We start from the raw sequence: 21,180 nt of genomic DNA on the forward strand, positions 1-21,180 counted from the left end.
TCGAGGAAATCGCTGACGCGACAGGATTATCGGGTCACGCGCTTGGTGCCGATGCTCGACAAGCGGGCCTTCTTCGAGGACTGTCGGCGCGGGTGCGCGGTGTGCTGCGCCCGCGCGGGATAGTGTCCGGTGAGGGTTTGGAAACGGAGAACGAAATCACGCAGGGCGCGGCGGTCCTCTTCGTCGCGCGGTTGATGCCCACCCTCGGCGGTCACGGAGATCGCACTCCCCGCGACAACCCGCAGCACGTCCCAGTACACCGGCAAGACGGTCGATTGCACGCTACGACCGTTGCTGCTCACCGTGATCCGAGAGCTGTATCGGCCCGATAGGGCGGCGAGGTCTTCGGCGATTTCCGCGGTGAGATCGCCGGCCGATTGGAACTTTTCGACATACATCGTGGCTACCAGGCCTCTCTTCGACGCTCTTGCGCCGTGTATAGGGCCAGTGTAGGTGGTGTGGGCGAAAAGAGTTCCCGAGAACGACCGCGTGTAATCCTGTCGGGACAAAAATTTGTCAGAAATCCCGACCGGTCGGCGTGTGAGGGTGTCGGGGATTTCGGCCGCATGGAGGAATCAGTGCGGCCGAATGTCGTTCGTTCGGTCTCCCGGTACCCGGCTGGTTAACGGAGGTCGTCTCGTGCGAGCACGGTGGCGAGCGCTGTGAGCAGCGCATTGTCCGGTTCCGGGGGAGCGATGGGCGCGCGCCATGCGAGAAAGCCGTCCGGGCGGACGAGGGCGGCGCCGGTGTCGGCGAGGCCGTACGCGCACAGGAAGCGGTGCTCGACATCGTCGTAGTCGGCGCCGATTCGATGCACGTGCAGTTCGATTCCTGATGCGGTGGCGGATGTTTCCGCGGCGGCGGCCCACTGCGTACCGTCCGGTCCGACCAGAAGAACGAATGCGCCGTCGAACAAGTCGGTGGTCGACAGCTCGGTGGTCGACAGCTCCGCGCCGCCGCGCCGCAACCAGAGATGCGGTGCGCGTGATCCCGGGCGACCGGATGGGTGCCGTGGGTCCTCCACTGGGTCGGCGTGGTCGCGGGGTTCGGTGTGGTTGTCGGGTGCACCAGTGTCGCTGTGTTCGCCTGTGTTGCCGAGCTTGTCGGTGTCGTTGAGTTGGCTGGTGGCGTTGAGTTCGCCGAGCTTTGTGGTATTGCCGTGTTCGCCGGTGTCGTCGTGTTCACCGATGACCGCGGTGGACCGGTAGCGATAGCCGAGGATCATGGTGAGGTCGTCGATGGTCGCCTCGGTGTCACCCGCCGCGTGGTGACGACCGTGCAGACGCTGCATGGCCTGGTCGAGGGTGACCAGCGCGACCGGGCGTCGTTCGGGTTCGTAGGTGTTCAGAAGAGCTTCGCCCGCTTGGCCTTTCAGTACCGCGGCCAGTTTCCAGGCCAGGTTGTGCGCGTCGGCGATACCGGTGTTCGCGCCGAACGAGCCGGTGGGCGGGAAGACATGCGCGGCGTCGCCGACGAAGAACACGCGCTCGTCCCGGTACCGGTCGGCGACCCACGCGCCGATCCGCGTGCCCGCGACCTTCTGGTCGCTGCCGCGCATCAGCGGCACCAGCCGCACCTCGAGCGTGGGATCGCCGATCGCGCGACGGGTCAGTTCGACGCAGCGCTGCTCGGTGAAGTCGTCGAGGCTCGTGCCCGACTCCTCGCCGAACGGGATGCCGAGCGACCAGCGGCCGAATTCTCGTCCGGGAACCAGCGCGGTGCCCGTGATCGGCTGGTCGAGATAGCCGAGCAGGAAACGGCGCTCCCGCAACGCACCGGTGAGATCGGCGTCGAAGACGAAGGCGGCCGCGTGCAAGAGTTCGCCAGGCCCTTGGGCTTCGACACCGAGCCGTGTCCTGATTCCCGCGCGATTGCCGTCGGCGGCGACCAGATAGTCGGCGTGAATGCTGAACTCCCCGCTGCCGTTTTCCCCGCGATCGCGGCCCTCGCCGGCGCCCGCACCGCCGTCGCTACTGCCGCCGCCACCAACGTCGCGGAGGCGGGCGACGACGCCGTCGGTGCTGTTGTCGAACGCGACGAGCTCGGTGGCGAATCGGATGTCGGCGCCGAACTTTTCGGCTTCGGCACACACCACGCGTTCCAGTTCGTCCTGGTCGATCATCGTCCAGTCGGTGGGGCTGAGGCTCGCGGGCGGTCGCACCTGGCTGAGGATGTCGACCCGGAAGCGTTCGGCTCCGGCGAGTGTCTCGGCGCCGATCATCTCCGGGAAGTCGGCGAGGATCGAGGTGCGGTCGCGAATCGCCTGTTCCAGTCCGAGCGCACGGTAGATCTCCATGGTGCGCGGGTTGAAGGCGCGCGCCTGTGGTTGCAGTGCGGTCGCGGGGTGGCGCTCGACCAACGTGGTCCTGATACCCGCCCTGGCGAGGAACAACGCGGTGGACAGGCCGGTGATGCCGCCGCCGACGATGAGGACCTCGGTGCGTGCGCCGCTGCGTGGTGGGGTCATGGGTTTCTCCTGACTCGATGAACCGTCCAGCCCATGGTTCAACCATCTGCGGTACTTTGTCAATCGTTTGATTGATTAAGTCTTCGCAGTGATTGATACTGCTAGGTGTCTGTACACTCGCGGACGTGCCGTCGTCGAAACCCCGCAGGTCACCCAAGCCGCAGGAGCGCCAACGCGACCCCGAGCGCACCCGCGCCCTCATCCTGGACGCCGCCGAGGCGGAATTCGCCGCGCACGGTTTCCAAGGCGCGAGGACCGCTGCCATCGCCGCCCGCGCCGGGGTCAACCAGCAGCTCATCTCCTACTACTTCGACGGCAAACACGGACTGCACCAAGCCATGTCGCAACGCTGGCAAGAACGCCGCACCGAACTGGTGCCACCGGAAACACCACTGCCCGAACAGTTCCGCCGCTATGCGCTGGAGGCCCTGCACAACCCCGACGCCGTCCGCCTGATGACCTGGGGTGGCCTCGAATACACCGGTGCAGACAGCGATCCCGACCACACACCACGCGCACGCATGCTCGAACACAGCGTGGATGAACTGCGCACCCTGCAAGAGCAAGGCCGCCTACCGGCCGAATTGGACCCCGCCGCACTGATGGTGATGCTCATGGCCGCCGCCATGGCGCCGACCACCCTCCCGCACGTGATCGAAGGCGTCTACGGAACCGACCCCCGTACACCGGAATTCCTCACCCACTTCGCCGACCAGGTCTCTTTACTCGTCCGAGCGCTGGGACGCGACACCGAATAACCGCGCTCCCAGCGGTTGCGGGCCTGATCGCGTGCCCAGTACGGTGATCGCAACTGTGAAGGGGGCGGAAAGCCGGTCCGGCCCGGAACGTGGCTCCCACCTCACCGGCGGTAAGGGGACCGTAATGGCGAGCAGTAGCAGAGCTTTCCGTGCTGCGGCGGTGATGTGCGGTGCGGCGGTCGTACTGAGCGGATGCGGGTCGTCGGGGGAGACCGGAAAAGATGCGACGACGAGTGCGTCCGCGCCCAGCGTGGCGGCCGAGGTGCCCAGCGGGTATGACCCGTGTACGGATGTGCCGCAGGATGTGCTGGATTCGGAGAAGCTCACGCTGCGCGGCCAGGCGAACTCGAACGCGAACGGCGGGATCAAGTGGCGTGGTTGCCAGTTCGGTCGGACCGACGGATACGTGACGAGCATCCGCACGACGAACCTGACGGTCGACGTGGTTCGAGGTAAGAACTTCCCTGAGACGCAGGAGTTCACCATCGCGGGACGGCGGGCGATCTCGACCCGCCAGTTCGACGGGCCACACATCCAGGAGGCGTGCACCCTGGATGTCGAATTCAATGGTGGCAGCCTGGAATTCAACTTGAACAACCCTCCTTCGAACCGGGACACCGGGAGCACGGATTCGTGCGAACTCGCCCGGACGTTGGCCGAAAAGGTCGGCCCGACCCTTCCCTCGGCGCAGTAACCATTGCGTGGTCCCGTGACTCGACTTGGAGGACTAGATGAGTGAGGAAAACCCGCCTCGTCCGCTGGCGAATCTGATTGACGAGGCGCATGAGGGTCGGCTGTTGGTGCGTATGGACCCTGAGCAGTTCGTCAGGGTCGACCGCGACTGTGAGTTCTTCAAGAACGCCATCAGGGACATCCAGCAGAAGATGATCGAGATCGCTCAGCAGGACGAGTGGGGTCTGGGTGAGAAGTACACGAACGACGAGGGTAAGGAACTCGTCTCCGGGAAGACAATGGTGCATCGCTACCGAACGAAAGCCCAGGGCACGCAAAACGGAGTTTATGAGGTTCTGGAATCACACTTTCAGGTGGTCGAGGACTTTCAAAACGTGTTCCGTGAGATCCGAACCCGTTACTCGGAGCAGGATGACGGCTGGGCGGCGAGGTACCAGAACCTCGAACAAACGATGCCACCCGAGCCCCCTGCGCCTCCCAAGTACTTCATGCGTTTCACCAGTACTGGAGGCGCCTGATGGGTGAGTACGAGTCCAAGCAGATTCCCGGTGGCGGCGAGTATGCGAACGGTTGGTCGCATATCGAGATCAAGAACGCATTCGGGAGTTTGGATACCACCAACTCCAGTGATGCCGCTGGTAAATACACAGATTCCGCCACTCAATTCGACCAGGGGATCGAGACCTTCGCGCGGTCGGTAACGAATTCGATCTCGGAGTCTTGGGAAGGTAACGCGGCCGAATCCGCGAAGGACGCGATCAAGCGGTACACCGACGACGCTCGTCAGCTACCGGGTCTCCTATCCGACCTATCGAACCAGATCAACGAAGCCGCCAAGGCAATTGTCGACACCCGCAACGCGATTCCCGACTATGCCGATCATTCCTGGACCGCACGGATCAACCCCTGGCGCGCCGCCGAAGAGAATCGCTCGCGTAACGAGGTCGAGCAAAAGGCACGGGACGCCATGCACGACAACTACGTCACGCGATTCGCGGACTTCGATGCGAAGGTTCCGGTTCTCCCTCCCGCGGTGAATCCGACCAGCCCACCCGGTGATCCCGCGATTGTTCCTGGGACCACGGTGAACGGACCAGGGCCAGGCCCAGACGGTTCCTCGACACCCGAGAATTCCACGGGTGCCCCGGATTCCGCCGACGCGAACGACCAGGACGGCGACGGCATCCCGGATGATCAGGCCGTGGATCAGCCCACGCGGTCGCAGGATCCCGCCGACAACCAGACCACGACGTCGAGCGCCGGGTCGCCGAGCGCGGATCCGGGTACGCCGACCTCGTCGAATTCTCCGCAGACCATGGCGAGTAGTACCCCTTCGAATGCGCCGTCGACGTTCGGGCCGGGGCCTGGCCCCGGCGCTGCCCAAACACCCGGCGCGGGTCGCAGCCTGCCGGGCACGCCCGGTGCGCCGACTACGGGAGGCCCGGCTGCCGCTGCCGCGGCGACGGGACGAGCCGGAATGCCGGGAATGATGGGTCCTGGTCCCGGTGCGCCTGGGAAAAAGGGTGATGAATCCGAGCGCAAGGGTCCGGATTATCTGGTGAACCAGGAGAACACCGACGAGTTGCTCGGGGAGATTCCCAAGGTGGTGCCCGGCGGGGTGATCGGCGGCGATATCCCGGCGAGCGATCAGCCGCCGACCAGCTGAATGGTAGACGAATCATGCTGCGACGCAACCGTTGTGTGCCGGGTCCGGGGGCTCGATGAGTGAATGGACTTTCGACCCCGACGATTTCGCCGCGCTCTGGTACAACAACGCCAACGACCGGTTTCCGAGCCCCTTGCACTACAGCAGCCGCTTTCTGTTGCGCGACGAGTTCGAGGCGCACCGGGTTGCGGTCAGTCGGCGGTATCCCGCCGACGAACTAGAGCGAATCCAACTGGCCACGCACACCCTGACCACCTCCGACATTCGGATCGAGGTTCTCGGTGGTACCACCAGGCACAAAGCCCGCGACGGCAGTTTCAAGATGTATCGAATCGTGGGTGCGCGCAATCAGTTTCAGGCCGTGACGCTCTATCAAACAACCACCGACGATCAGGACGGCCCGATCAAGATGCGGCTGTGTCGGCCGGAGAGCCTGGTGTCGTATCTGGTGAAGTCGATTCCGCCGTGTCGGCCGGGATCGCAACCGCCGGAAACCTTTCACCCCGACGATCTACGCGCGCGCCACGGCGAATACTTCGAGGATGTCGCGCGCAATACCCCACGTGAGCGATTTCACCGTCTACTACAACGCCCGGCGGACGGCGGCGGCAGCGCCGGATTGTTCGCCGGGGCCATCAACACCATGCCCGCGGCGTGGAATGTGGTGCAGTGGCACGACATCACCCGCGACGGGCGCTATACCGAACTGCGCGGAAGTCATATTTCGGTTCAACCCACCCGATCCGAGGACCTTGTCACCCGGCTCACCGGGTGGGTGGGAGACGCGTTGCACCGCCTGGCCGAAGACGACGCGGACAGCTGGTGAACCACTCGCCGAACAACGTTCACCGATCTCGAGCGCGCTAACGTATCTATGATGTAACGATTCGCCCGGCGGGGGAGTGCGCGGAATGGAGCGACAATGAGCAACAGAACCGATCTCGAACAACAACTGGGCGGTTCGCTCGCGGCGTCCTCGGTGTTGTCCGAGGACGAGGCCGCCGACCTGCTCGAATTGTTCGCCGCCGCCCGTCGGCAGGAACGGACGTTGCTCGCCGAGTCGGTGGACACCACGACCAGCGCGCTGCCGTGGCCGCTGCGCTCCACGGCCAGGAAAATCATGTTCGGCGGCCACATCAGCTGATGACCGATCTGGTAACCCACGCCCAACTCGTCCTGTTGGCACGCACATTGCACGTGCCGGTGCGACGAGTCGCGCACCTGGAGCGGTTGGGTGCGCGGCACCTGCACGAGATTCAGCAGCGGATGGCCGCGATCGTGTTCGAGCAGCACACCGAGGTATTCGCGCGGATCAGCAAGTTGGTGCCGATCATTCCGCTGGGCGTCTCCATGCCGTTGGTGCAGCGGTTCGTGCCGCCGACGATGACCGGGAGAGCCGCGGGCTCGATCGGCGTCGAGCATCCGAAGAAGGCCGCGGACATCATCGCGGTGCTCGGCACCTCGTATGCCGCTGATTGCGTGCCGTACATAGACCCGAGGACCATCGCTACCGTAGCCGAACATGCGCCGTGGAGACCGATCGCGGAGATCCTGAACGAGATCTTGCGCCGCGGCGACTACATCACGGCGGGCCCCTTTCTCGAGTACCTGAACGCGGGGCTGATCGATGCCGTCGAGTTCGGCGTGCACGACGACGCGGGTGTGATCTTCTCCGCCGCGTACGCGTACTCCTCGTCCAGCGTGAGCGCGATTCTGCGGCGGCTGTCTTCCGGTCGCCGACAACGGGTTCCACGCATCGTGCACACCGTGCTGCACGGCTCCGCTGAGCTGCAACGTGCGGGATTGTCGACCTTCGCGCGGTGCGAGCCGGATGTGATCGCCTCGGTGGGCGAGGTGCTGTTTCGGGTCGGAAACGCCCAGTCCATCGGGAATCTCGTGGTCACCGCGATCCGGGTGGGCGCGGTCGAGGAGTTGTTGACCTTCGCCGACCAGCTCACTCCCGCCGCCAAGGACACGCTCGCCGGGTACCCGGTGTTCGGCAACGAGGCGGTGCTCACCGGGCTGATCGGTGCGCTGGAATCCTCTCGTGACCCGATTGTCTGGCATGGTCTGTTCGAAATTCTGCGCCGCAACGGTCCCGAACTGGGGCAGCGCGCGGCGCGCATGCTCGCCGACCTGCCGGACGAGACGGTGGCCGCGCTCCCGTCGATCGCCGCCGAGGCCGACCTGTGGCGGGTGCTGTTGCGCGTGCTCGCCGCCGCCGACGCCACCGTCCATGAGCGGATCGGCGCGGTGTGGGCCACGTTGCCGCCGGAACGGTTGAGCGGCTTGGAATTACATATCCACGAGCTCGACCTCGGCCAGGCGGTGTCGGCCTTGACCGAGCAGATCTCGACCGCCTCGATGGAGGAGGTGTTCTTCCGACGACGGCAGCGTAGTCGTCACCGTGACTCCGCCGACGATGGTTGGCCACTCAGCTGAACCCGTCGCACGACCGTTGGGGGTGCTCGGCTGTGCACATTCGCAATGGGTTCGATGCGGGGGTATCCGGTCGCGCTGGGACAGACATCGTCGGTGTGCCGGAGTTTGTCCGCTGTGCTTGTCGGGCCGGTGGAGCGTTCGACGGCTACTACCCCTATCGGTGGGTCGGGGGAGCGTTGTCAGGGTGTCGTCGGAACATGTCTCGCGCCTCGTCGTCGCGCGACGGAACCTGCTCGACGGGCTCGTTCGGGTGCTCCGGCTACCCTCGGCGGCATGCGGCATGGGTGGAACCGAGCGGTGCTCGGCGTGGGTTGGTGCGCTGTCGGGGTGGGCTTCGTCGGTGTGGTCCTGCATTTCGGCGCGTGGGGGAATCGATTGCCCGTGCTGGTCGCTTCGGGGGCCACGTATCTGATGTTCGCGGCGATCGTGGGTTTGATCCTGTTGCTGCTCGCGCGGGGGTGGCGCAGTTCGGTGGTCGCGGGCGTGGTGGTGGCGGCGGTGTTGTGGACGGTGGTGCCGATCTATGTGCCGCAGAGCCGGGCGGCGAGCGGGCCGGCCATCGTGGTGATGCAATCGAACCTGCTGTTCGGCGGTGCCGACCCCGACGCGGTGGTGCGCGCGGTCGAGGACACTCGGGTGGACGTGTTGACCGTCGAGGAGCTCACCGAGGCGGCGGTGGGCCGGTTGCGTACGGCGGGTCTCGAGGCGGCGCTGCCTTTCCACTACCTGGAGCCGACGCGCGACGGCGGGGGCGGCACCGGGATCTACAGCCGATTCCCGTTGCGCGAGAACAAGAAATACGACGGGTTCATTCTCAATACCGTCTCGGCGGTGGTGGAGCATCCCGAAGGTGGGCCGATCACGGTGTTCGGGATGCATCCCGTCCCGCCGACGGCGGCGTTCCCGAACTGGCGCGCGGAGATGGGTCGGGTTCGCGAGATCCTGGACGCACAGCGCGGGCCGGTGGTCGTCGGCGCCGATTTCAACGCGACGCGTGATCACGCGGAGTTCCGTGCGCTGCTCGAGGGGCGTTTCACCTCGGCGGCCGAGCAGATCGGCGCGGGCATGGTGCCGACCTACCCGAGCGATCGCCGCTGGGGTCCGCTGATCGGGATCGACCATGTGCTGCTCGCCGACGTGACCGCCGAAGATGTTCGCACCCTGAGTATTCCGGGTTCGGACCATCGGGCGTTGCTGGCTCGGGTGCGATTGACCTGAGCCGTCGCTTTCGGCGTCGAGTACCGGCGCGTGTCCGACTGTGTGGTTATCATGATCGTGGCTCGGTAGTCATGGTCCGAGCGTTCGCGTGCGGGAGACACGCGGAGGTATTCGGGGAGGATTCTCATGGTCACGATTCCACGCGTGCGCTCGGGTGTTGTCGCGCTGATCGCCGTATTGGCTGCCGCGCTCACCGGCTGCGACCAGGAGGCGGGCGCGCCCGCCTCGAATGCCGCTGTCGCGCCCGATGACTCGACGTGGGCGCTGGCGGGCGCGGCGACGGCTACGGGACCGAACGGTCCACGCCCCGGCATGCCGGACGCACCGTTGACCGCGCGCAACGGCGACGGCGGTCGGATCGACACGCTCGCGCTGAACACCCTGTCCGACGTGCAGGACTTCTGGACGAAGGAATACCCCAAGACCTTCCCCGGCACGTTCGAACCGGTCACCGATTTCCTGTCCTGGGATGCCAAGGCTCCCAAGGAGTCCGCGGTCGACTTCTGTCGCAGCAGCACCTATCACCTGGTGAACGCGGCCTATTGCAGTCTCGACCACAGCATCGGCTGGGATCGTGGGGTGCTGCTGCCCCAGGTGGTGGCTAAATTCGGCGAGATGGGTGTGGTGATGGTGCTCGCGCATGAATACGGCCACGCCGTGCAAGGACAGGCGAAGCTCGCCGGACTCTTCACCCCGACCCTGGTGAAGGAGCAGCAGGCCGATTGCCTGGCCGGAGCGTTCCTCAGCCACGTGGCGGGCGGCGACGCGGCGCACTTCGACATGAACACCACCGAGGGCTTGAATTCCGTACTCGGCGTGACGGTCGCCGTGCGCGACCACGATCCGGACAACCCGGGTAACGTGCACGGTTCCGCGTTCGAGCGGGTCGCCGCGGTGCAGATCGGCTACACCGACGGCGCCGAGGGCTGCAAGAAGATCACCAAGCAGGAGATCACGAAGCGGCGCGGCGGATTGCCGGTGACGTTCGAGCCCGGCGAGCAGGACGCGCAGCTCCCGGTGGATCAAGAATCGTTGACCACCCTGGAACAGGCGCTCACGACCATCTTCCCGACCGCCCGAGCGCCGAAAACCGACTTCACCGGCCTCGGCGACAACTGCGGGGGCGTCGGGCGCACCGCACCCGTCGCCTACTGCCCGTCGACGAACACGATCGGCACCGACCTGCCCGCACTGGCCGAGCGCGCGGGACGCGCTGTGCCGGAAGAGGATCCGCTCTCGGCGGTGGTCGACGGCGACTACAACGCCTTCGTGGTCTTCGTCTCCCGCTACGCGCTAGCGGTCCAACAGGATCGCGGCCTCACCTTGACCGGAGCCGCGACCGCTGGCCTGCGCACCGCGTGCCTGTCCGGCGTGGCCACCACCAAACTGAGCGAACCCACCAGCGACCCACACCTGTCCGCCGGTGACCTGGACGAAGCCGTCTCCGGCCTGCTAGCCGACGGCGCCGCCGCCGCCGACATAAACGGCAACACCGTCCCAAGCGGATTCCAGCGCCTCGAAGCATTCCGCACCGGCGTCCTAGACGGCGAACCCACCTGCCTAACCAAGTTCCGGTAACCGGAACCAGATCACCAGGACACCCTGGCGTGCCGACCGGTCCGATGCCGCCAATGTGTCCTGGTGATCTGAAGCCTCAGAAGACTGCGACGAGGCGTCCTTGTGTCTTGCCCGATTCCAGTCGGCGTAGGGCCGCGGGGATATCGTCGAATGCGATCGCCTCGGTGTTCGGGCGTACCGAACCGGCCGCGATGAGCTCGAGTACGGCCCGTGCCTCGTCCTTGGTGCCGTTGGACGATCCGACGATCTGTACCTCCTTCATAGTGATGCTCGGAATCGATACCGAGGTGGTGTCGGCGTGCAAGCCCGCTTCAACGATTCGGCCGCCGTGTCGGATGGCGTCGATCGCGGAGGCGAGGGTGCCGTCCGCACCCGCGAGGTCGACAATCAGGTCGAGTTGTTCGGGCTCGAAATCCCTGATGTCCTCGGCCACGCCCGTGACGCCGAGCGCGGATGCCGAATCCCATCTCGATTTGTCCAACTCGGACACATAGACGCTCGCGCCAGCGGCGAGGGCGATTTGCACCCCGAAAAAGCCGAGACCACCGAAACCTATTATCCCCACGCGCATTCCGGACTCGATCCGACCCGCGGTATGCACGGCTCGATAGGCCGTTCGGCCGGAACATGTCGCGGGTGCGGCGTCGCGGAACGACAGGCCGTCGGGCAAGGCGACCGGCAGTGCGGCGGGCACTCGTACCTTCTCGGCATAACCGCCGTCGATGGCGGTGCCAGGCCCATCGGTGGTGGCGGGTATTCCCACTCGCTCACCTGGCACGAATTCGGTGACTCCCGCTCCGACTGCGCTCACAGTGCCGACGATCTCGTGCCCGAGGGTAATCGGAACGTGTCCGAGCAGCGCGGTGATCGTGCCGTCCATGAACCCGATATCGGAGTGGCACAAACCCGAAGCGCCGATGTCGATGACGACGTCGCCGGGGCCGGGACGTGGATCATTCACCTCGTTCGCTACAAGCGGCTGCCCGACCTCCGTGAATTGCCAAGCTCTCAACGTTGTTTCGCCTTTCTTCAGGTGGAGGGCCCGATCACCAACGCAGCGGCAGGCCGACAACCGCGCCGACGATGCCGGACTGGTGGGTGATCTTCGTGTCGGGCACGATCTCGAACTCGGGGATGCGGGCCAGCCATTCCTTCAGTGTCGTCGTAATTTCGTAGCGGGCAAGATAGGAGCCCGCGCAGTGATGCACGCCGTGTCCGAAGGTGAAGTGCTCGGTGTCTTTCCGGTCGAGATCCACGTCCATCGGACAGTTGGCGACCGCTGGGTCGAGGCCGAACAGCATGGTGGGTACCGCGATCATGTCGCCGTCGAGCAAGGTGGCGCCGTCCATCTCGGTGTCTCCGTTGACGATCCGCGCGTCCGCGACGAGTCCGTATCTGCGCAGCAGTTCCTCGGCCGCGTTGTCGATCGAGTCCGGGTTGTCGACGAGTTTCCTTCGGTCCGAAGGGTTCTCGGCGAGGTGTTGCATCATGAAGCTGAGGAAGTTGACCACGGTGTCCAGGCCGGCCAGCAACAGCAGACCACATATTCGCAGGCATTCGTCCTGGGTGAGCGGCCTGCCGTTGACCGAACTCTTGGCCACCGCGCTGATCGCGTCGGGTCCCGGATTCGCCCGCCGTTCGTCGATGATCGGCCCCAGGTAGTCGAAGAACAGATCAGTGGCTTCCGACATCGTCATCGAACCGTCGGGCCTGGTCATCTGGTCGGCAATGTACTTCAGGTGCGCTGAATCAGAACTCGGCAGGTCGACCAGACGCAGGAACACCTCGACCGGGAAGATCTGCGCGAAGTCCTTCGTGAAGTCGCATGTGCCCTCGGCGACGATTCCGTCGATCAGGTCGGCCGCGATCTTGTCGATGTCACCTTCGATCCGTCGAATGGACCCCGCTCCGACTGCGGTATTGAGCACCTTGCGGTAGGGCCGATGTTCGGGAGGGTCCAGGGAGGTGGGGATGAAGCTGTACTGTTCACCGGCCTCCCTCGGCAGGAACGGGCACTTGCTCGAGAACGTGTCATGGTTCTCGAACACTTCCTTCAACAGTTGCCCCCGGGTCGCGATCCAATGGCCGCCGTTTCGGGGCGTCCAGACGAGTCCGTGGTCGGATCGTTGCAATCCGGTCCACGCCTCCTGGAGTCCGCTGCCGATATCGGCGGGGGCGAACATGTCGAAATCGACGACTCGATCGGCGGGCACATTGTCGGGCAAGTTCGTGGTATCGGAACTCGTGGTCATCGGATTACCTTTCTGGGCTGAACAACTGCGGGCTGGGCAATATGGGCTGGGACGATTCACCACTGCTCGGGTGCGACACGGACGACCAGCGCTGCCAGTTCGTCGCGCATGATCAATTGGCAACCGAGACGGCTGTTGGGCAATACCTCGGAGGCGGCGTCGCCGAGCATCTCCGTTTCGTCGTCGCTCTTGGGCGGTAGTTGGTCGAAGTGGGATTCCACGTAGACATGGCAGGTGGCGCAGGAAGCGCTGCCACCGCAGTCGCCGACGATCGACTCGATGCCGTGCGAAACAGCGGCTTTCATGATCGAAGTCCCGATCGGGACTTCGACATCCTCCTGCTCTCCGTCGGGGCAGACATAGGTGACGATGGGCATGAAGAGTCCTTTCGAGTGTCTTGTGGAACGGCGACTGTGGGTGTCACGTGTGCACGGCCTCGGACATGCGCTGTTTGCCCGACCGAAAGGCGGCGGCGTGATTGATCGCGTCCACCGCGACGAGCCTGCCCTCGCGTAGGTACTCGACGGCGAACGATCGGCTGCCGGGGTCATCGATGATTCGCGTCTCGTCGTAGCCGGTGGAGAGGCCGACGATTTTGAGGCTGTGGTCGTACTGATGGGACCAAAACCACGGCAACTGCCAGGGTTTCGGCGCTGCGCCGGTGAGTGTCGCGGCTGCCCTGCGAGCGTGTTCCACCGCGTTGGCCACGGATTCGAGCCGCATTCGTCGGTCGTAGATCGTGCTCGGGAAATCCGCGCAATCGCCTATCGCGAGTATTCTCGGATCGGTCGTGACCATGTCCTCGCCGACGACGATTCCGTTTCCGACCGCAAGGCCCGCATGGCGAGCGAGTTGTACGTTGGGTGCCAATCCGACGCCGACGATCAGGTTGTCGACCGGATATTGTGTCCCGTCCGAAGTCCATACCCGATCCACCGCTCCGTTCGGGTCGAGCGAGACCCGCTCGATCGTCGTCTCGGTGTTGATTTCGACGCCGCGATCGGTGTGCTCGCGCTCGAAGAATCGAGATACCACCGGTGCGGTTACGCGCGCCAGTACCCGTGGCGCCGCCTCGAGCAGCACTACTCGTTGACCCGATTCGATCGCTGCCGCGGCAACTTCCAAGCCGATATATCCCGCGCCGACGATCATCAAGGTGCGGCCGGTCCGAAATGCGGCGCGCAGGCGGGTGCAGTCGCCGATGGTGCGCAGGGTATGCACATTCGGCGCGGGGCGATCGAATCCGGACAGCATCGGAAGTTCGCGTGCGTGTCCGCCCACGGCGAGGATCACATGGTCGTAAGCGAGACTGCGATCTGCGTTGAGCTGTAACAGCCGGTTCTCGCGGTCGATTCGTTCGACCGAGGTATTCAATCTCAGATCGATGTTCTTCCTGTCGTACAGCGGCGCACCCTTCAACGGGTCAGGTGCGACGAAAGCCGAACTCGCGGTGAGTAATTCCTTGGACAGCGGTGGCCGATGGTAGGGCGGGTACGACTCCTCGCTCAGCAGGATGATTTCCCCCGACCATCCCGCATTGCGGGAGGCGAAGGCCGCTTCGGCGCCGGCGGTGCCGCCGCCGACAACGACGAGCCGACCTGTCTTCGCATGCGGTTGCTCGGAATTCACGGGTCACACTCCGGTGGTGATTGCGGGAATGGATCGATCGTGGGGTTGTCGGAGTTGGAAATTCGTTCGAGTGCGACGGCGATCGTTCCGCTAGCACTCGGGGTAAATATCCGAACGGTGGCTGTCCGTCGGTCTGTTACCAAGGTATGTGGCAGTGATCTGGATTACATCGGTCGCACGACACACAGTTTCGGCGCCCTTTTGGTACGCGCGCCCAGTCGAATTGCCGGCGCAGGGCGCGACTCTGCTACGCCGAGACTATTGCGCGAGCGGAAGGGGGATTCAGGCTTGCCTGAGTACGGCAGAGCCGAGCCAGAATGCGAGTTCGAGTGCATTCTCGAGATCCAAACGGTGCTCACGCACCGAGCGTCCGAGTTGCTCTTCGATCTTGCGGATTCGATACACGACCGAATTCTTGTGCATATGGAGGGATTCGGCGGTGGCCGCGTAGCTGCATCCGGTTCTGAAGAATTCTCGCAGCGTACTGCGCAACTGGGCGAGTGCGGCGCTGTCGGATGCCAGGGGGCCGAGCGTTTCGGCCACCCACGCCCGTGTCGAGGACAGGTCCGAACACAGTAGCGTCACCGCGCCGAGTTCCTTCGCGCAGACGACCCCGAAGCCGGACGCTTCCGATGCTTGCAGAACGGCCCTGGCCGAGTCGGCTTCGGCGTGGGTGCGCACGAATCCGTCGAGGCCGTGGCGTGCGTTGCCCACCGTGACGACCACAGGACCGGTCCAACTGCCGCGCATGGCGTCCAGCCGCGTGTGATCGAGACCGTTGCGCCGCCCCAGTGGAATCCACGCCCGAGCCATGTGCGCATCCCGCGCCTCTAGCAGCGGGTGCCCGTTGATTCCGAGTCGGTCGGTGAATGTGGAGGCCGCGGCTTCGAAATGGGCGATCGCGGACGGTGTGCCCTCGGTGTCGTCGGTCCACATGATGATGCCGAGGTGGTACTGGTCGAAGTGGTAGCCGAGGATCTCCTCGGTGGGCGCCAGGTCTATCGCGCGGCCTGCGAGCACGTCTTTGATCCTGGCCGAACGCGTGGCGGTTCGACGCAGACGCCATGCGTCACGCGCGGATTCGTAGGTGGTCAACAACTGTTGGGCGATCAAGTTCATGTGCGCGGAGACCAGCGCGCTGATCTCCAAGGCGGCTTGCGCTGTCACGGCGGCATTCCGGCTGCGCACGGACAGTCCCTGCAGGCACCACCGGACAACGGTTTCCTGGTAGAGACGGTATGCGTGTTCCAGGTCGGTGATCGGTATGTCTTGTTCGGCCATGAGTCGGGCCAACTCGATCGCTGGTTCCGAAGGTCCGACCTGTTCGATTTCTATATCGTGCCGGAGAATGGCCATGGTGATGGAGAAATTGTGTGTCGCACCGGCGTTCAATTGGTCGAGAATCGGTTGGTCGGTGGCGAAGGATTCTATCTCGGTGACCAGGTGCTCGACAATTGCCCCGACCCGTTCATCCAGTTGATCGAGTTCGGCGGCGGTAATGCGTGAGATGACGTTTGCCACTTGCAGATCGCGATCTACCGGGTTGATGGATTCCTGATCTGCGGTCGACAAATACATACTGGCTTCCGTCATGTCTGCTGTCGGGCAATCGGCGAATGCTGTCGCCTACAACTTTGTGGACCGATTATTCGGTTGTTGTCGATATCCGTGGCGGCGGGAACCGGGAAGGGATCGACAACCGCGGCAATAGGGACAAGCTGACAAACCCTTCCGTGAAAGTGACGGGCGACACATCGCAACAGTAGGTGACGGGCACGGAAACGTCAACATCCGAGTTGACAGAGCGGCCGTCGGTCTGTCGTCCGCGCCCGGATACGGCGGTCGATTCCCGCTCGAACGGTGCGGGTATCCAGCGGATTCCGGTGTCTCGAAGGCATTTTCACACCGCCGTGCTCGACGGTGCGAAAGCCTGTCCGAGAGGTGTTTCGTCCGGCCGAGCTGGCTCAGCCGAGAATCGTTGCGGCGGCGGTGTTCACACCGGCAGGGAGCGCAGTGAGCTGAGGGTGCTCGCGAGTGCACGGGCCGCTTCGGCGCCCTTGGTGTGGAAGTGTTCGGTGAAGAAGGTGACGTGTTCGCTGTGCTCGTGGAAATGGTGCGGGGTGAGCACGACGGAGAACACGGGGACGTCGCTGTCGAGTTGTACGCGCATCAGGCCGTCGATCACGGCGGAGGCGACGAAGTCGTGGCGGTAGATGCCGCCGTCGACGACGAGCGCGGACGCGACGATGGCCGCGTACTTGCCGGAGGCGGCCAGCCGCTTGGCGTGCAGCGGAATTTCGAACGCGCCCGCCACCTCGAAGACGTCGATCCCGGCGGAGTCGTAGCCGAGCGCGGCGAATTCGGCGGTGAAGCCTTCGAGCGCCCTGCCGACGATAGAGGTGTGCCAGCTGGCGCGAATGAAAGCGACGGAGTTGTTACTCATGCGCCGATCCTAGGCGCCGATAACGTGCGCTTCCAGCCAGGCGACGAGATCATCGAGCACCGCGCTCTGCTCGGGTTCGTTGAACACCTCGTGATACAGGCCGCCGTAGCGATGCACCGTGATGTCCTTCGAGGCGGCCCCGCGCGCGATGATGTCGGTGCTTTCCGGTGCGGCGATCGCATCGGCGGTGCCGTGCAACAACAGTAGCGGCGCGGTCAGGGAGTCCAGGCGGCCCTTGATCAGCTCCGCGGTGTCGACCAGTTCGACGGCGGTGCGGGCGGGCAGACTGCCGCGATAGTTCAACGGATCCGAATCGTAGTCGGCGACGACCTCGGGGTCGCGACTGATCTGTGCCGAATCGAGTTTCAGCACACCGAGATTCGGGGTATAGCGGCTCAGCAGGGGGGCGAGCAGCCGTTGGATCCGGTTACCCGCCGTGATCTCGATCGGCGGGCCCGACAGGGCGATACCCGACACATCGATCGGCGCGCGAGTGGCCAGCTGCAACACGATCACGCTGCCCATCGAATGGCCGAGCAGGAACTTCGGGATGCCGGGTTGTTCACCGACGGCGAGATCGAGCAGCGCGGCCAGATTGTCGGCGGCGCTGTCCATCGACTCGATGTTCGCCTTGGCTCCCTCGGACTTCCCGTGGCCGAGATGGTCGAGCGCGTACAGCGCGAAACCGGCCGTGGTGAGCCGTGCGCCCACGTGTTCGTAGCGCCCGGAATGCTCGGCGACGCCATGCGCCAACACCACCACGCCGCGCGCGGGAGCCTTCGGCAGCCACGCGCGCCAGGCGATCGTCCCACCGGACCCGTCGAACCGTCCGGTCTCGTTGCGGGTCGGCGAGTCGGTCATCACTGGGCTCCTGCGACCTGGGGCGCGCTGTCGACCGACCGGGCGAGCCGGGTGATCAGGCGTCGGTTGAATTCGATGAGCCGAGCATAATTGAGCCGCGACAGTCGTTCGTCGGTTCCGTGGATCGACGCCAACTCGCGCTCGTTCAGGATGATCGGTGCGAAATTGCAGCGGGTACCCGCCAGACCGTCGTAATGACGCGAATCCGTGGCACCGGGCACGATGCCGCTGGTCACGGCGCAGCCCGGCACGACGTCACGGGTGATCTCGGCAACCAACTCGAAGGCGGGCCCCGGGCCGGTGGTCGCCGACGGTTCCGAGGCCAGGCCCACCAGTTCGATGTGTACCTGCTTGTCCCGCACGACCTTCCGGCAATGGGTGAGGATCGTTTGCACCGTGTCGCCGGGCAGGATGCGGAAGTTCACCAGTGCCTCGGCGCTCTGCGGCAACACATTCGCCTTCACCCCGCCCCTGATCACGGTGGGCGCGGTCGTGGTGCGTACCAGCGCCTCGGTCTGCGGGCGTGCCGCGAGCACGCGGGTGAGCAGCGGTTCGGCCTTGCGTGCGAGCCCGAGCGCACCGCTGCGCGGCTGCGACAACACCAGCCGCAGCCGATCCAACATGTCGGCGATGACCGGTGTCAGCCGCAGCGGCAGCGGATGATCCTGGATCCGACCCACCGCACGCGCGATCCGCCCGACCGCGGTCTGCCTGCCGGGCATCGAGGAGTGTCCGCCCTTGTCGGACACCGAAAGCCGCACGGTCGCATAACCTTTCTCGCCGACCATGATCGTGGCGACCGGCTTGTTCACGCCGAACGCGAGTCCCTCGGCGATCACACCGCCCTCGTCGAGCAACAGGTCCGCGCGCACCCCGGCTGCGCGCAGATGCGCGGCGATACGCACCGCGCCCTCGTCGCCGAAGACCTCCTCGTCGTGGCCGAACGCGAGATAGATCGTGTGGTGCGGACGAACGCCTTCGGCTAGCGCGGATTCCACGGCTTCCAGGATGGCGAGCACACGACTCTTGTCGTCGATCGCGCCACGGCCCCAGATGTATTCATCGTCGACCACGCCGTCGAACGGGGGACGGGTCCAACTCTCGACGTCGCCCACAGGCACCACGTCCAGGTGCGCCAGCAGAATCGCCGCGGTGTGCTCCGGGTCGGTGCCCGCCCAGCGGTAGAGCCTGCTGTGGCCGAATCGCGTCAGCTCGAGTTCGGCGTGCACCAGCGGAAACGAGCGCTCCACATGAGCGCCGAGGCGGGTGAACTCGGCGGTGACGGCGCTCGCTGTGGCATCGGTGGGCCGCGTGTTGTCGATGCCCTCGGGGCTTTCGAGACTCTCGGCGCTCGCGGTGGCCTCGGCGGAGACCGTGCGGCAGCGCAGCGCCTCGGCCAGGCGTTGCGCGGTGTGTTCGTCGACGGGTCGAATCATCGGTCTCCGGTCCGGTCGGGCAGGTCCATGGGTACGGTCGCACCGTCGAGGACGGCGGGATCGATCATGATCGTCTTCTCATTCCGCCATTTCACCAGGTTCTCCGGCGCGCCGCCGGGCAGGTCCGGTTCGCGCGGCCGGGTGAGCAACGGCAGGTCGACGCTCGCCCGGTCGACGGTGACCTCGGCGAACGACGGGTTGCGCGCCCACACCTCGTCCACCACGTCGGTGACCCGCACGCCGATGCGGTGGCCGGCGGCCAGCGGCCAATCCTGCGCGAGTAGCCGCACCCGGGTTTCCTCCTCGGCGAGCGGCGCTACGCCACGGGTCACCGGGATGGCGGTGTTGTCCGGCGCGATGTCGTAGATCTCGACGGTCGCGGTGGCGTTCGGCGGACCGTCGGCGTGCAGCGTCGCGGTGGGGATGCCCGACAGGTGCTGGTCCTGCGACAGCGGCGCGGAGACCGACCAATACTCGCGGTCGTGCCCCGGTAGGAAGCCGCGGTCGGCGTAGCGGCCAGGACGAAGCGCGACCGGGACGTTCACCGAATCGGCGGGCGGCCACTGCTTTTCCGAACGCCACCTGGTGTCGAACTGGCCGACGGTGATGCGCGGCCCCGGCACGCTGACGTCGCGGTCGGCCACGTGCTTGTCGAAGAACGCCAGCAACTCCTCGTCGAAGCCCATTCTCCCGCACTTCGCGTGGCAGGTGCGGTGACCCCACTGCCCGAACCATGCCCGGTGGTCGCCGGGGCCCAGCGAGTTCCACAGGTCGAACACGCGGTAGGCCCTGGTGTTGTAGTCGACGAAACCCTGCCCGAGAAACAGCGGAATCGTGTTGCCGCGTACCCGGGGTAGCAGGTCGCGGTCACGCCAGAACGCGGAGTCGGGGTCGTGGTTGCTGGTATCGGCCGCGTACTGGCGATAGCACTCCAGCGGCAGTTGCGTCGCATTGGCGCGGTACTCGGGGGAGTCGTCGGGTCGCGGTGGCGTCGAGGCGATGAGCAGATGTTCCAGACCGGCGAAATCCGCTGGGCGCACCCCGTTCTCGGTGACCGGCTTGAGCGAGAACCGCCACGACACGCCTTGCATATACAGGTAGGAGTACGGGTCTACGACGGGTTCGAAGGACGCGACGGCGGCCAGGCCCTTCGGCTTCTCCGCCAAGCCCATCATTCCCGTCCACGCCTCATACGAGGTGCCGAACATGCCCACCTTGCCGGTCGACCACGGCTGGCTCGCGGTCCACTCCACCGCGGTCGCCACATCCGAACGTTCGCCCGGTCCACCGAAATCCGGGCATCCGGAGGACCCGCCGAAACCACGAAGATCCACGATCACATACGTGTACCCGGCCCGGAGGAACAGCTCGGGATTGAGGTCGTCGATGGAGGGTCCGCTGTCGATCCTCGGCACGCTGAGATACGCCAGGTGTCCGCGATACGGGCTGACGGTGAGGACGACCGGTGTGGGAGTGGCGTCGGCGACGCCTTGCGGGCGCACGATGTCGACGTGCAGCCTGGTTCCGTCCGAGGCGGTGATGTAGTCCTGTTTCCACTGGTAAGACGAGGGCAGCGGGTCGGCTGCCGCCGTGACCGGAATACAGATGACCAGCAGGAGAAGAACTCCGAAGACACTGCGCAAGAAGATGGACCGTTGGCTCACCATAGGACTATCCAGTGTGCCGTTGTCCAGGTCCAGCCCCAGAAACCGGGGGAGGCCACCCGATTTCGGCAGC

General features: G+C 65.2%; 20 protein-coding genes. 9 read left to right on the plus strand and 11 right to left on the minus strand.

Annotation, left to right across the window (positions count from 1 at the left end):
• Positions 1 to 26: 26 nt before the first annotated feature.
• Entirely contained in the window at positions 27 to 398 is a 372-nt protein-coding gene (locus ABEA50_RS18525; RefSeq protein ID WP_345496805.1) for a hypothetical protein, read from the minus strand.
• 224 nt (positions 399 to 622) lie between these two features.
• Positions 623 to 2,467, minus strand: coding sequence for an FAD-dependent oxidoreductase (locus ABEA50_RS18530; protein WP_345496806.1), 1,845 nt, complete (start codon positions 2,465 to 2,467; stop codon positions 623 to 625).
• Between the two features lie 125 nt (positions 2,468 to 2,592).
• On the opposite strand from ABEA50_RS18530, the gene ABEA50_RS18535 reads away from it, so the two are divergent.
• From ABEA50_RS18535 to ABEA50_RS18575, 9 genes are all read left to right on the plus strand, one after another.
• The gene (locus ABEA50_RS18535; RefSeq protein ID WP_345496807.1) at positions 2,593 to 3,225 is read left to right on the plus strand and encodes a TetR/AcrR family transcriptional regulator; all 633 of its coding nucleotides are present in this window, start codon (positions 2,593 to 2,595) and stop codon (positions 3,223 to 3,225) included.
• Between the two features lie 124 nt (positions 3,226 to 3,349).
• On the plus strand, positions 3,350 to 3,919 hold the full coding sequence (locus ABEA50_RS18540) for a DUF3558 domain-containing protein (RefSeq protein WP_345496808.1): 570 nt from the start codon (positions 3,350 to 3,352) through the stop codon (positions 3,917 to 3,919).
• 37 nt (positions 3,920 to 3,956) lie between these two features.
• Positions 3,957 to 4,436, plus strand: coding sequence for a hypothetical protein (locus ABEA50_RS18545; RefSeq protein WP_345496809.1), 480 nt, complete (start codon positions 3,957 to 3,959; stop codon positions 4,434 to 4,436).
• Positions 4,436 to 5,584 (plus strand): WXG100 family type VII secretion target, encoded by a 1,149-nt coding sequence (locus tag ABEA50_RS18550; RefSeq protein WP_345496810.1) that lies wholly within the window; start codon positions 4,436 to 4,438, stop codon positions 5,582 to 5,584. Before ABEA50_RS18545 ends, ABEA50_RS18550 begins: the two co-directional genes overlap by 1 nt.
• Positions 5,585 to 5,639: 55 nt before the next feature.
• Positions 5,640 to 6,410 (plus strand): ESX secretion-associated protein EspG, encoded by a 771-nt coding sequence (locus tag ABEA50_RS18555; protein ID WP_345496811.1) that lies wholly within the window; start codon positions 5,640 to 5,642, stop codon positions 6,408 to 6,410.
• 96 nt (positions 6,411 to 6,506) lie between these two features.
• The gene (locus tag ABEA50_RS18560) at positions 6,507 to 6,728 is read left to right on the plus strand and encodes a hypothetical protein (RefSeq protein WP_345496812.1); all 222 of its coding nucleotides are present in this window, start codon (positions 6,507 to 6,509) and stop codon (positions 6,726 to 6,728) included.
• Positions 6,728 to 8,026 carry a hypothetical protein gene (locus ABEA50_RS18565; RefSeq protein ID WP_345496813.1) on the plus strand — a complete coding sequence of 433 codons (1,299 nt, stop codon included), beginning with the start codon at positions 6,728 to 6,730 and terminating at the stop codon, positions 8,024 to 8,026. The genes ABEA50_RS18560 and ABEA50_RS18565 overlap by 1 nt, the downstream gene beginning before the upstream one ends.
• A gap of 273 nt (positions 8,027 to 8,299) precedes the next feature.
• Complete coding sequence (locus ABEA50_RS18570) at positions 8,300 to 9,244, plus strand: endonuclease/exonuclease/phosphatase family protein (RefSeq protein WP_345496814.1); 945 nt, start codon at positions 8,300 to 8,302, stop codon at positions 9,242 to 9,244.
• Between the two features lie 126 nt (positions 9,245 to 9,370).
• A complete protein-coding gene (locus ABEA50_RS18575; RefSeq protein ID WP_345496815.1) occupies positions 9,371 to 10,822 on the plus strand; it encodes a neutral zinc metallopeptidase in 1,452 nt (483 codons plus the stop codon).
• A 76-nt stretch (positions 10,823 to 10,898) separates the two neighbouring features.
• On the opposite strand, the gene ABEA50_RS18580 is transcribed toward ABEA50_RS18575, so the two are convergent.
• The 9 genes from ABEA50_RS18580 to ABEA50_RS18620 form a co-directional block, all read right to left on the minus strand.
• Positions 10,899 to 11,783, minus strand: coding sequence for an alcohol dehydrogenase catalytic domain-containing protein (locus tag ABEA50_RS18580; RefSeq protein ID WP_345496816.1), 885 nt, complete (start codon positions 11,781 to 11,783; stop codon positions 10,899 to 10,901).
• A gap of 85 nt (positions 11,784 to 11,868) precedes the next feature.
• Positions 11,869 to 13,074, minus strand: a complete 1,206-nt coding sequence (locus ABEA50_RS18585) for a cytochrome P450 (protein ID WP_345496817.1) — start codon at positions 13,072 to 13,074, stop codon at positions 11,869 to 11,871.
• A gap of 56 nt (positions 13,075 to 13,130) precedes the next feature.
• The gene (locus ABEA50_RS18590; RefSeq protein ID WP_345496818.1) at positions 13,131 to 13,451 is read right to left on the minus strand and encodes a 2Fe-2S iron-sulfur cluster-binding protein; all 321 of its coding nucleotides are present in this window, start codon (positions 13,449 to 13,451) and stop codon (positions 13,131 to 13,133) included.
• Positions 13,452 to 13,494: 43 nt separating this feature from the next.
• Positions 13,495 to 14,703 (minus strand): NAD(P)/FAD-dependent oxidoreductase, encoded by a 1,209-nt coding sequence (locus ABEA50_RS18595; RefSeq protein ID WP_345496819.1) that lies wholly within the window; start codon positions 14,701 to 14,703, stop codon positions 13,495 to 13,497.
• Positions 14,704 to 14,985: 282 nt separating this feature from the next.
• The gene (locus ABEA50_RS18600; RefSeq protein WP_345496820.1) at positions 14,986 to 16,296 is read right to left on the minus strand and encodes a PucR family transcriptional regulator; all 1,311 of its coding nucleotides are present in this window, start codon (positions 16,294 to 16,296) and stop codon (positions 14,986 to 14,988) included.
• Between the two features lie 400 nt (positions 16,297 to 16,696).
• Positions 16,697 to 17,146, minus strand: coding sequence for a 6,7-dimethyl-8-ribityllumazine synthase (locus ABEA50_RS18605; protein WP_345496821.1), 450 nt, complete (start codon positions 17,144 to 17,146; stop codon positions 16,697 to 16,699).
• Between the two features lie 9 nt (positions 17,147 to 17,155).
• Complete coding sequence (locus ABEA50_RS18610; protein WP_345496822.1) at positions 17,156 to 18,007, minus strand: alpha/beta hydrolase; 852 nt, start codon at positions 18,005 to 18,007, stop codon at positions 17,156 to 17,158.
• Positions 18,007 to 19,443, minus strand: coding sequence for a M20/M25/M40 family metallo-hydrolase (locus tag ABEA50_RS18615; protein ID WP_345496823.1), 1,437 nt, complete (start codon positions 19,441 to 19,443; stop codon positions 18,007 to 18,009). Before ABEA50_RS18615 ends, ABEA50_RS18610 begins: the two co-directional genes overlap by 1 nt.
• Positions 19,440 to 21,110 carry a CocE/NonD family hydrolase gene (locus tag ABEA50_RS18620; protein ID WP_345496824.1) on the minus strand — a complete coding sequence of 557 codons (1,671 nt, stop codon included), beginning with the start codon at positions 21,108 to 21,110 and terminating at the stop codon, positions 19,440 to 19,442. The genes ABEA50_RS18615 and ABEA50_RS18620 overlap by 4 nt, the downstream gene beginning before the upstream one ends.
• Positions 21,111 to 21,180: the final 70 nt, after the last annotated feature.

It is taken from the genome of Nocardia callitridis, from assembly GCF_039543305.1.
GTDB classification, from domain to species: domain Bacteria; phylum Actinomycetota; class Actinomycetes; order Mycobacteriales; family Mycobacteriaceae; genus Nocardia; species Nocardia callitridis.

Coding starts and splice junctions, on each gene's coding strand:
- ABEA50_RS18570 (WP_345496814.1), top strand. CDS start 8,300: ATGCGGCATGGGTGGAACCGAGCGGTGCTCGGCGTGGGTTGGTGCGCT.
- ABEA50_RS18560 (WP_345496812.1), top strand. CDS start 6,507: ATGAGCAACAGAACCGATCTCGAACAACAACTGGGCGGTTCGCTCGCG.
- ABEA50_RS18525 (WP_345496805.1), bottom strand. CDS start 398: ATGTATGTCGAAAAGTTCCAATCGGCCGGCGATCTCACCGCGGAAATC.
- ABEA50_RS18585 (WP_345496817.1), bottom strand. CDS start 13,074: ATGACCACGAGTTCCGATACCACGAACTTGCCCGACAATGTGCCCGCC.
- ABEA50_RS18545 (WP_345496809.1), top strand. CDS start 3,957: ATGAGTGAGGAAAACCCGCCTCGTCCGCTGGCGAATCTGATTGACGAG.
- ABEA50_RS18590 (WP_345496818.1), bottom strand. CDS start 13,451: ATGCCCATCGTCACCTATGTCTGCCCCGACGGAGAGCAGGAGGATGTC.
- ABEA50_RS18610 (WP_345496822.1), bottom strand. CDS start 18,007: ATGACCGACTCGCCGACCCGCAACGAGACCGGACGGTTCGACGGGTCC.
- ABEA50_RS18615 (WP_345496823.1), bottom strand. CDS start 19,443: ATGATTCGACCCGTCGACGAACACACCGCGCAACGCCTGGCCGAGGCG.
- ABEA50_RS18600 (WP_345496820.1), bottom strand. CDS start 16,296: ATGACGGAAGCCAGTATGTATTTGTCGACCGCAGATCAGGAATCCATC.
- ABEA50_RS18575 (WP_345496815.1), top strand. CDS start 9,371: ATGGTCACGATTCCACGCGTGCGCTCGGGTGTTGTCGCGCTGATCGCC.
- ABEA50_RS18530 (WP_345496806.1), bottom strand. CDS start 2,467: ATGACCCCACCACGCAGCGGCGCACGCACCGAGGTCCTCATCGTCGGC.
- ABEA50_RS18540 (WP_345496808.1), top strand. CDS start 3,350: ATGGCGAGCAGTAGCAGAGCTTTCCGTGCTGCGGCGGTGATGTGCGGT.
- ABEA50_RS18620 (WP_345496824.1), bottom strand. CDS start 21,110: ATGGTGAGCCAACGGTCCATCTTCTTGCGCAGTGTCTTCGGAGTTCTT.
- ABEA50_RS18565 (WP_345496813.1), top strand. CDS start 6,728: ATGACCGATCTGGTAACCCACGCCCAACTCGTCCTGTTGGCACGCACA.
- ABEA50_RS18550 (WP_345496810.1), top strand. CDS start 4,436: ATGGGTGAGTACGAGTCCAAGCAGATTCCCGGTGGCGGCGAGTATGCG.
- ABEA50_RS18555 (WP_345496811.1), top strand. CDS start 5,640: ATGAGTGAATGGACTTTCGACCCCGACGATTTCGCCGCGCTCTGGTAC.
- ABEA50_RS18605 (WP_345496821.1), bottom strand. CDS start 17,146: ATGAGTAACAACTCCGTCGCTTTCATTCGCGCCAGCTGGCACACCTCT.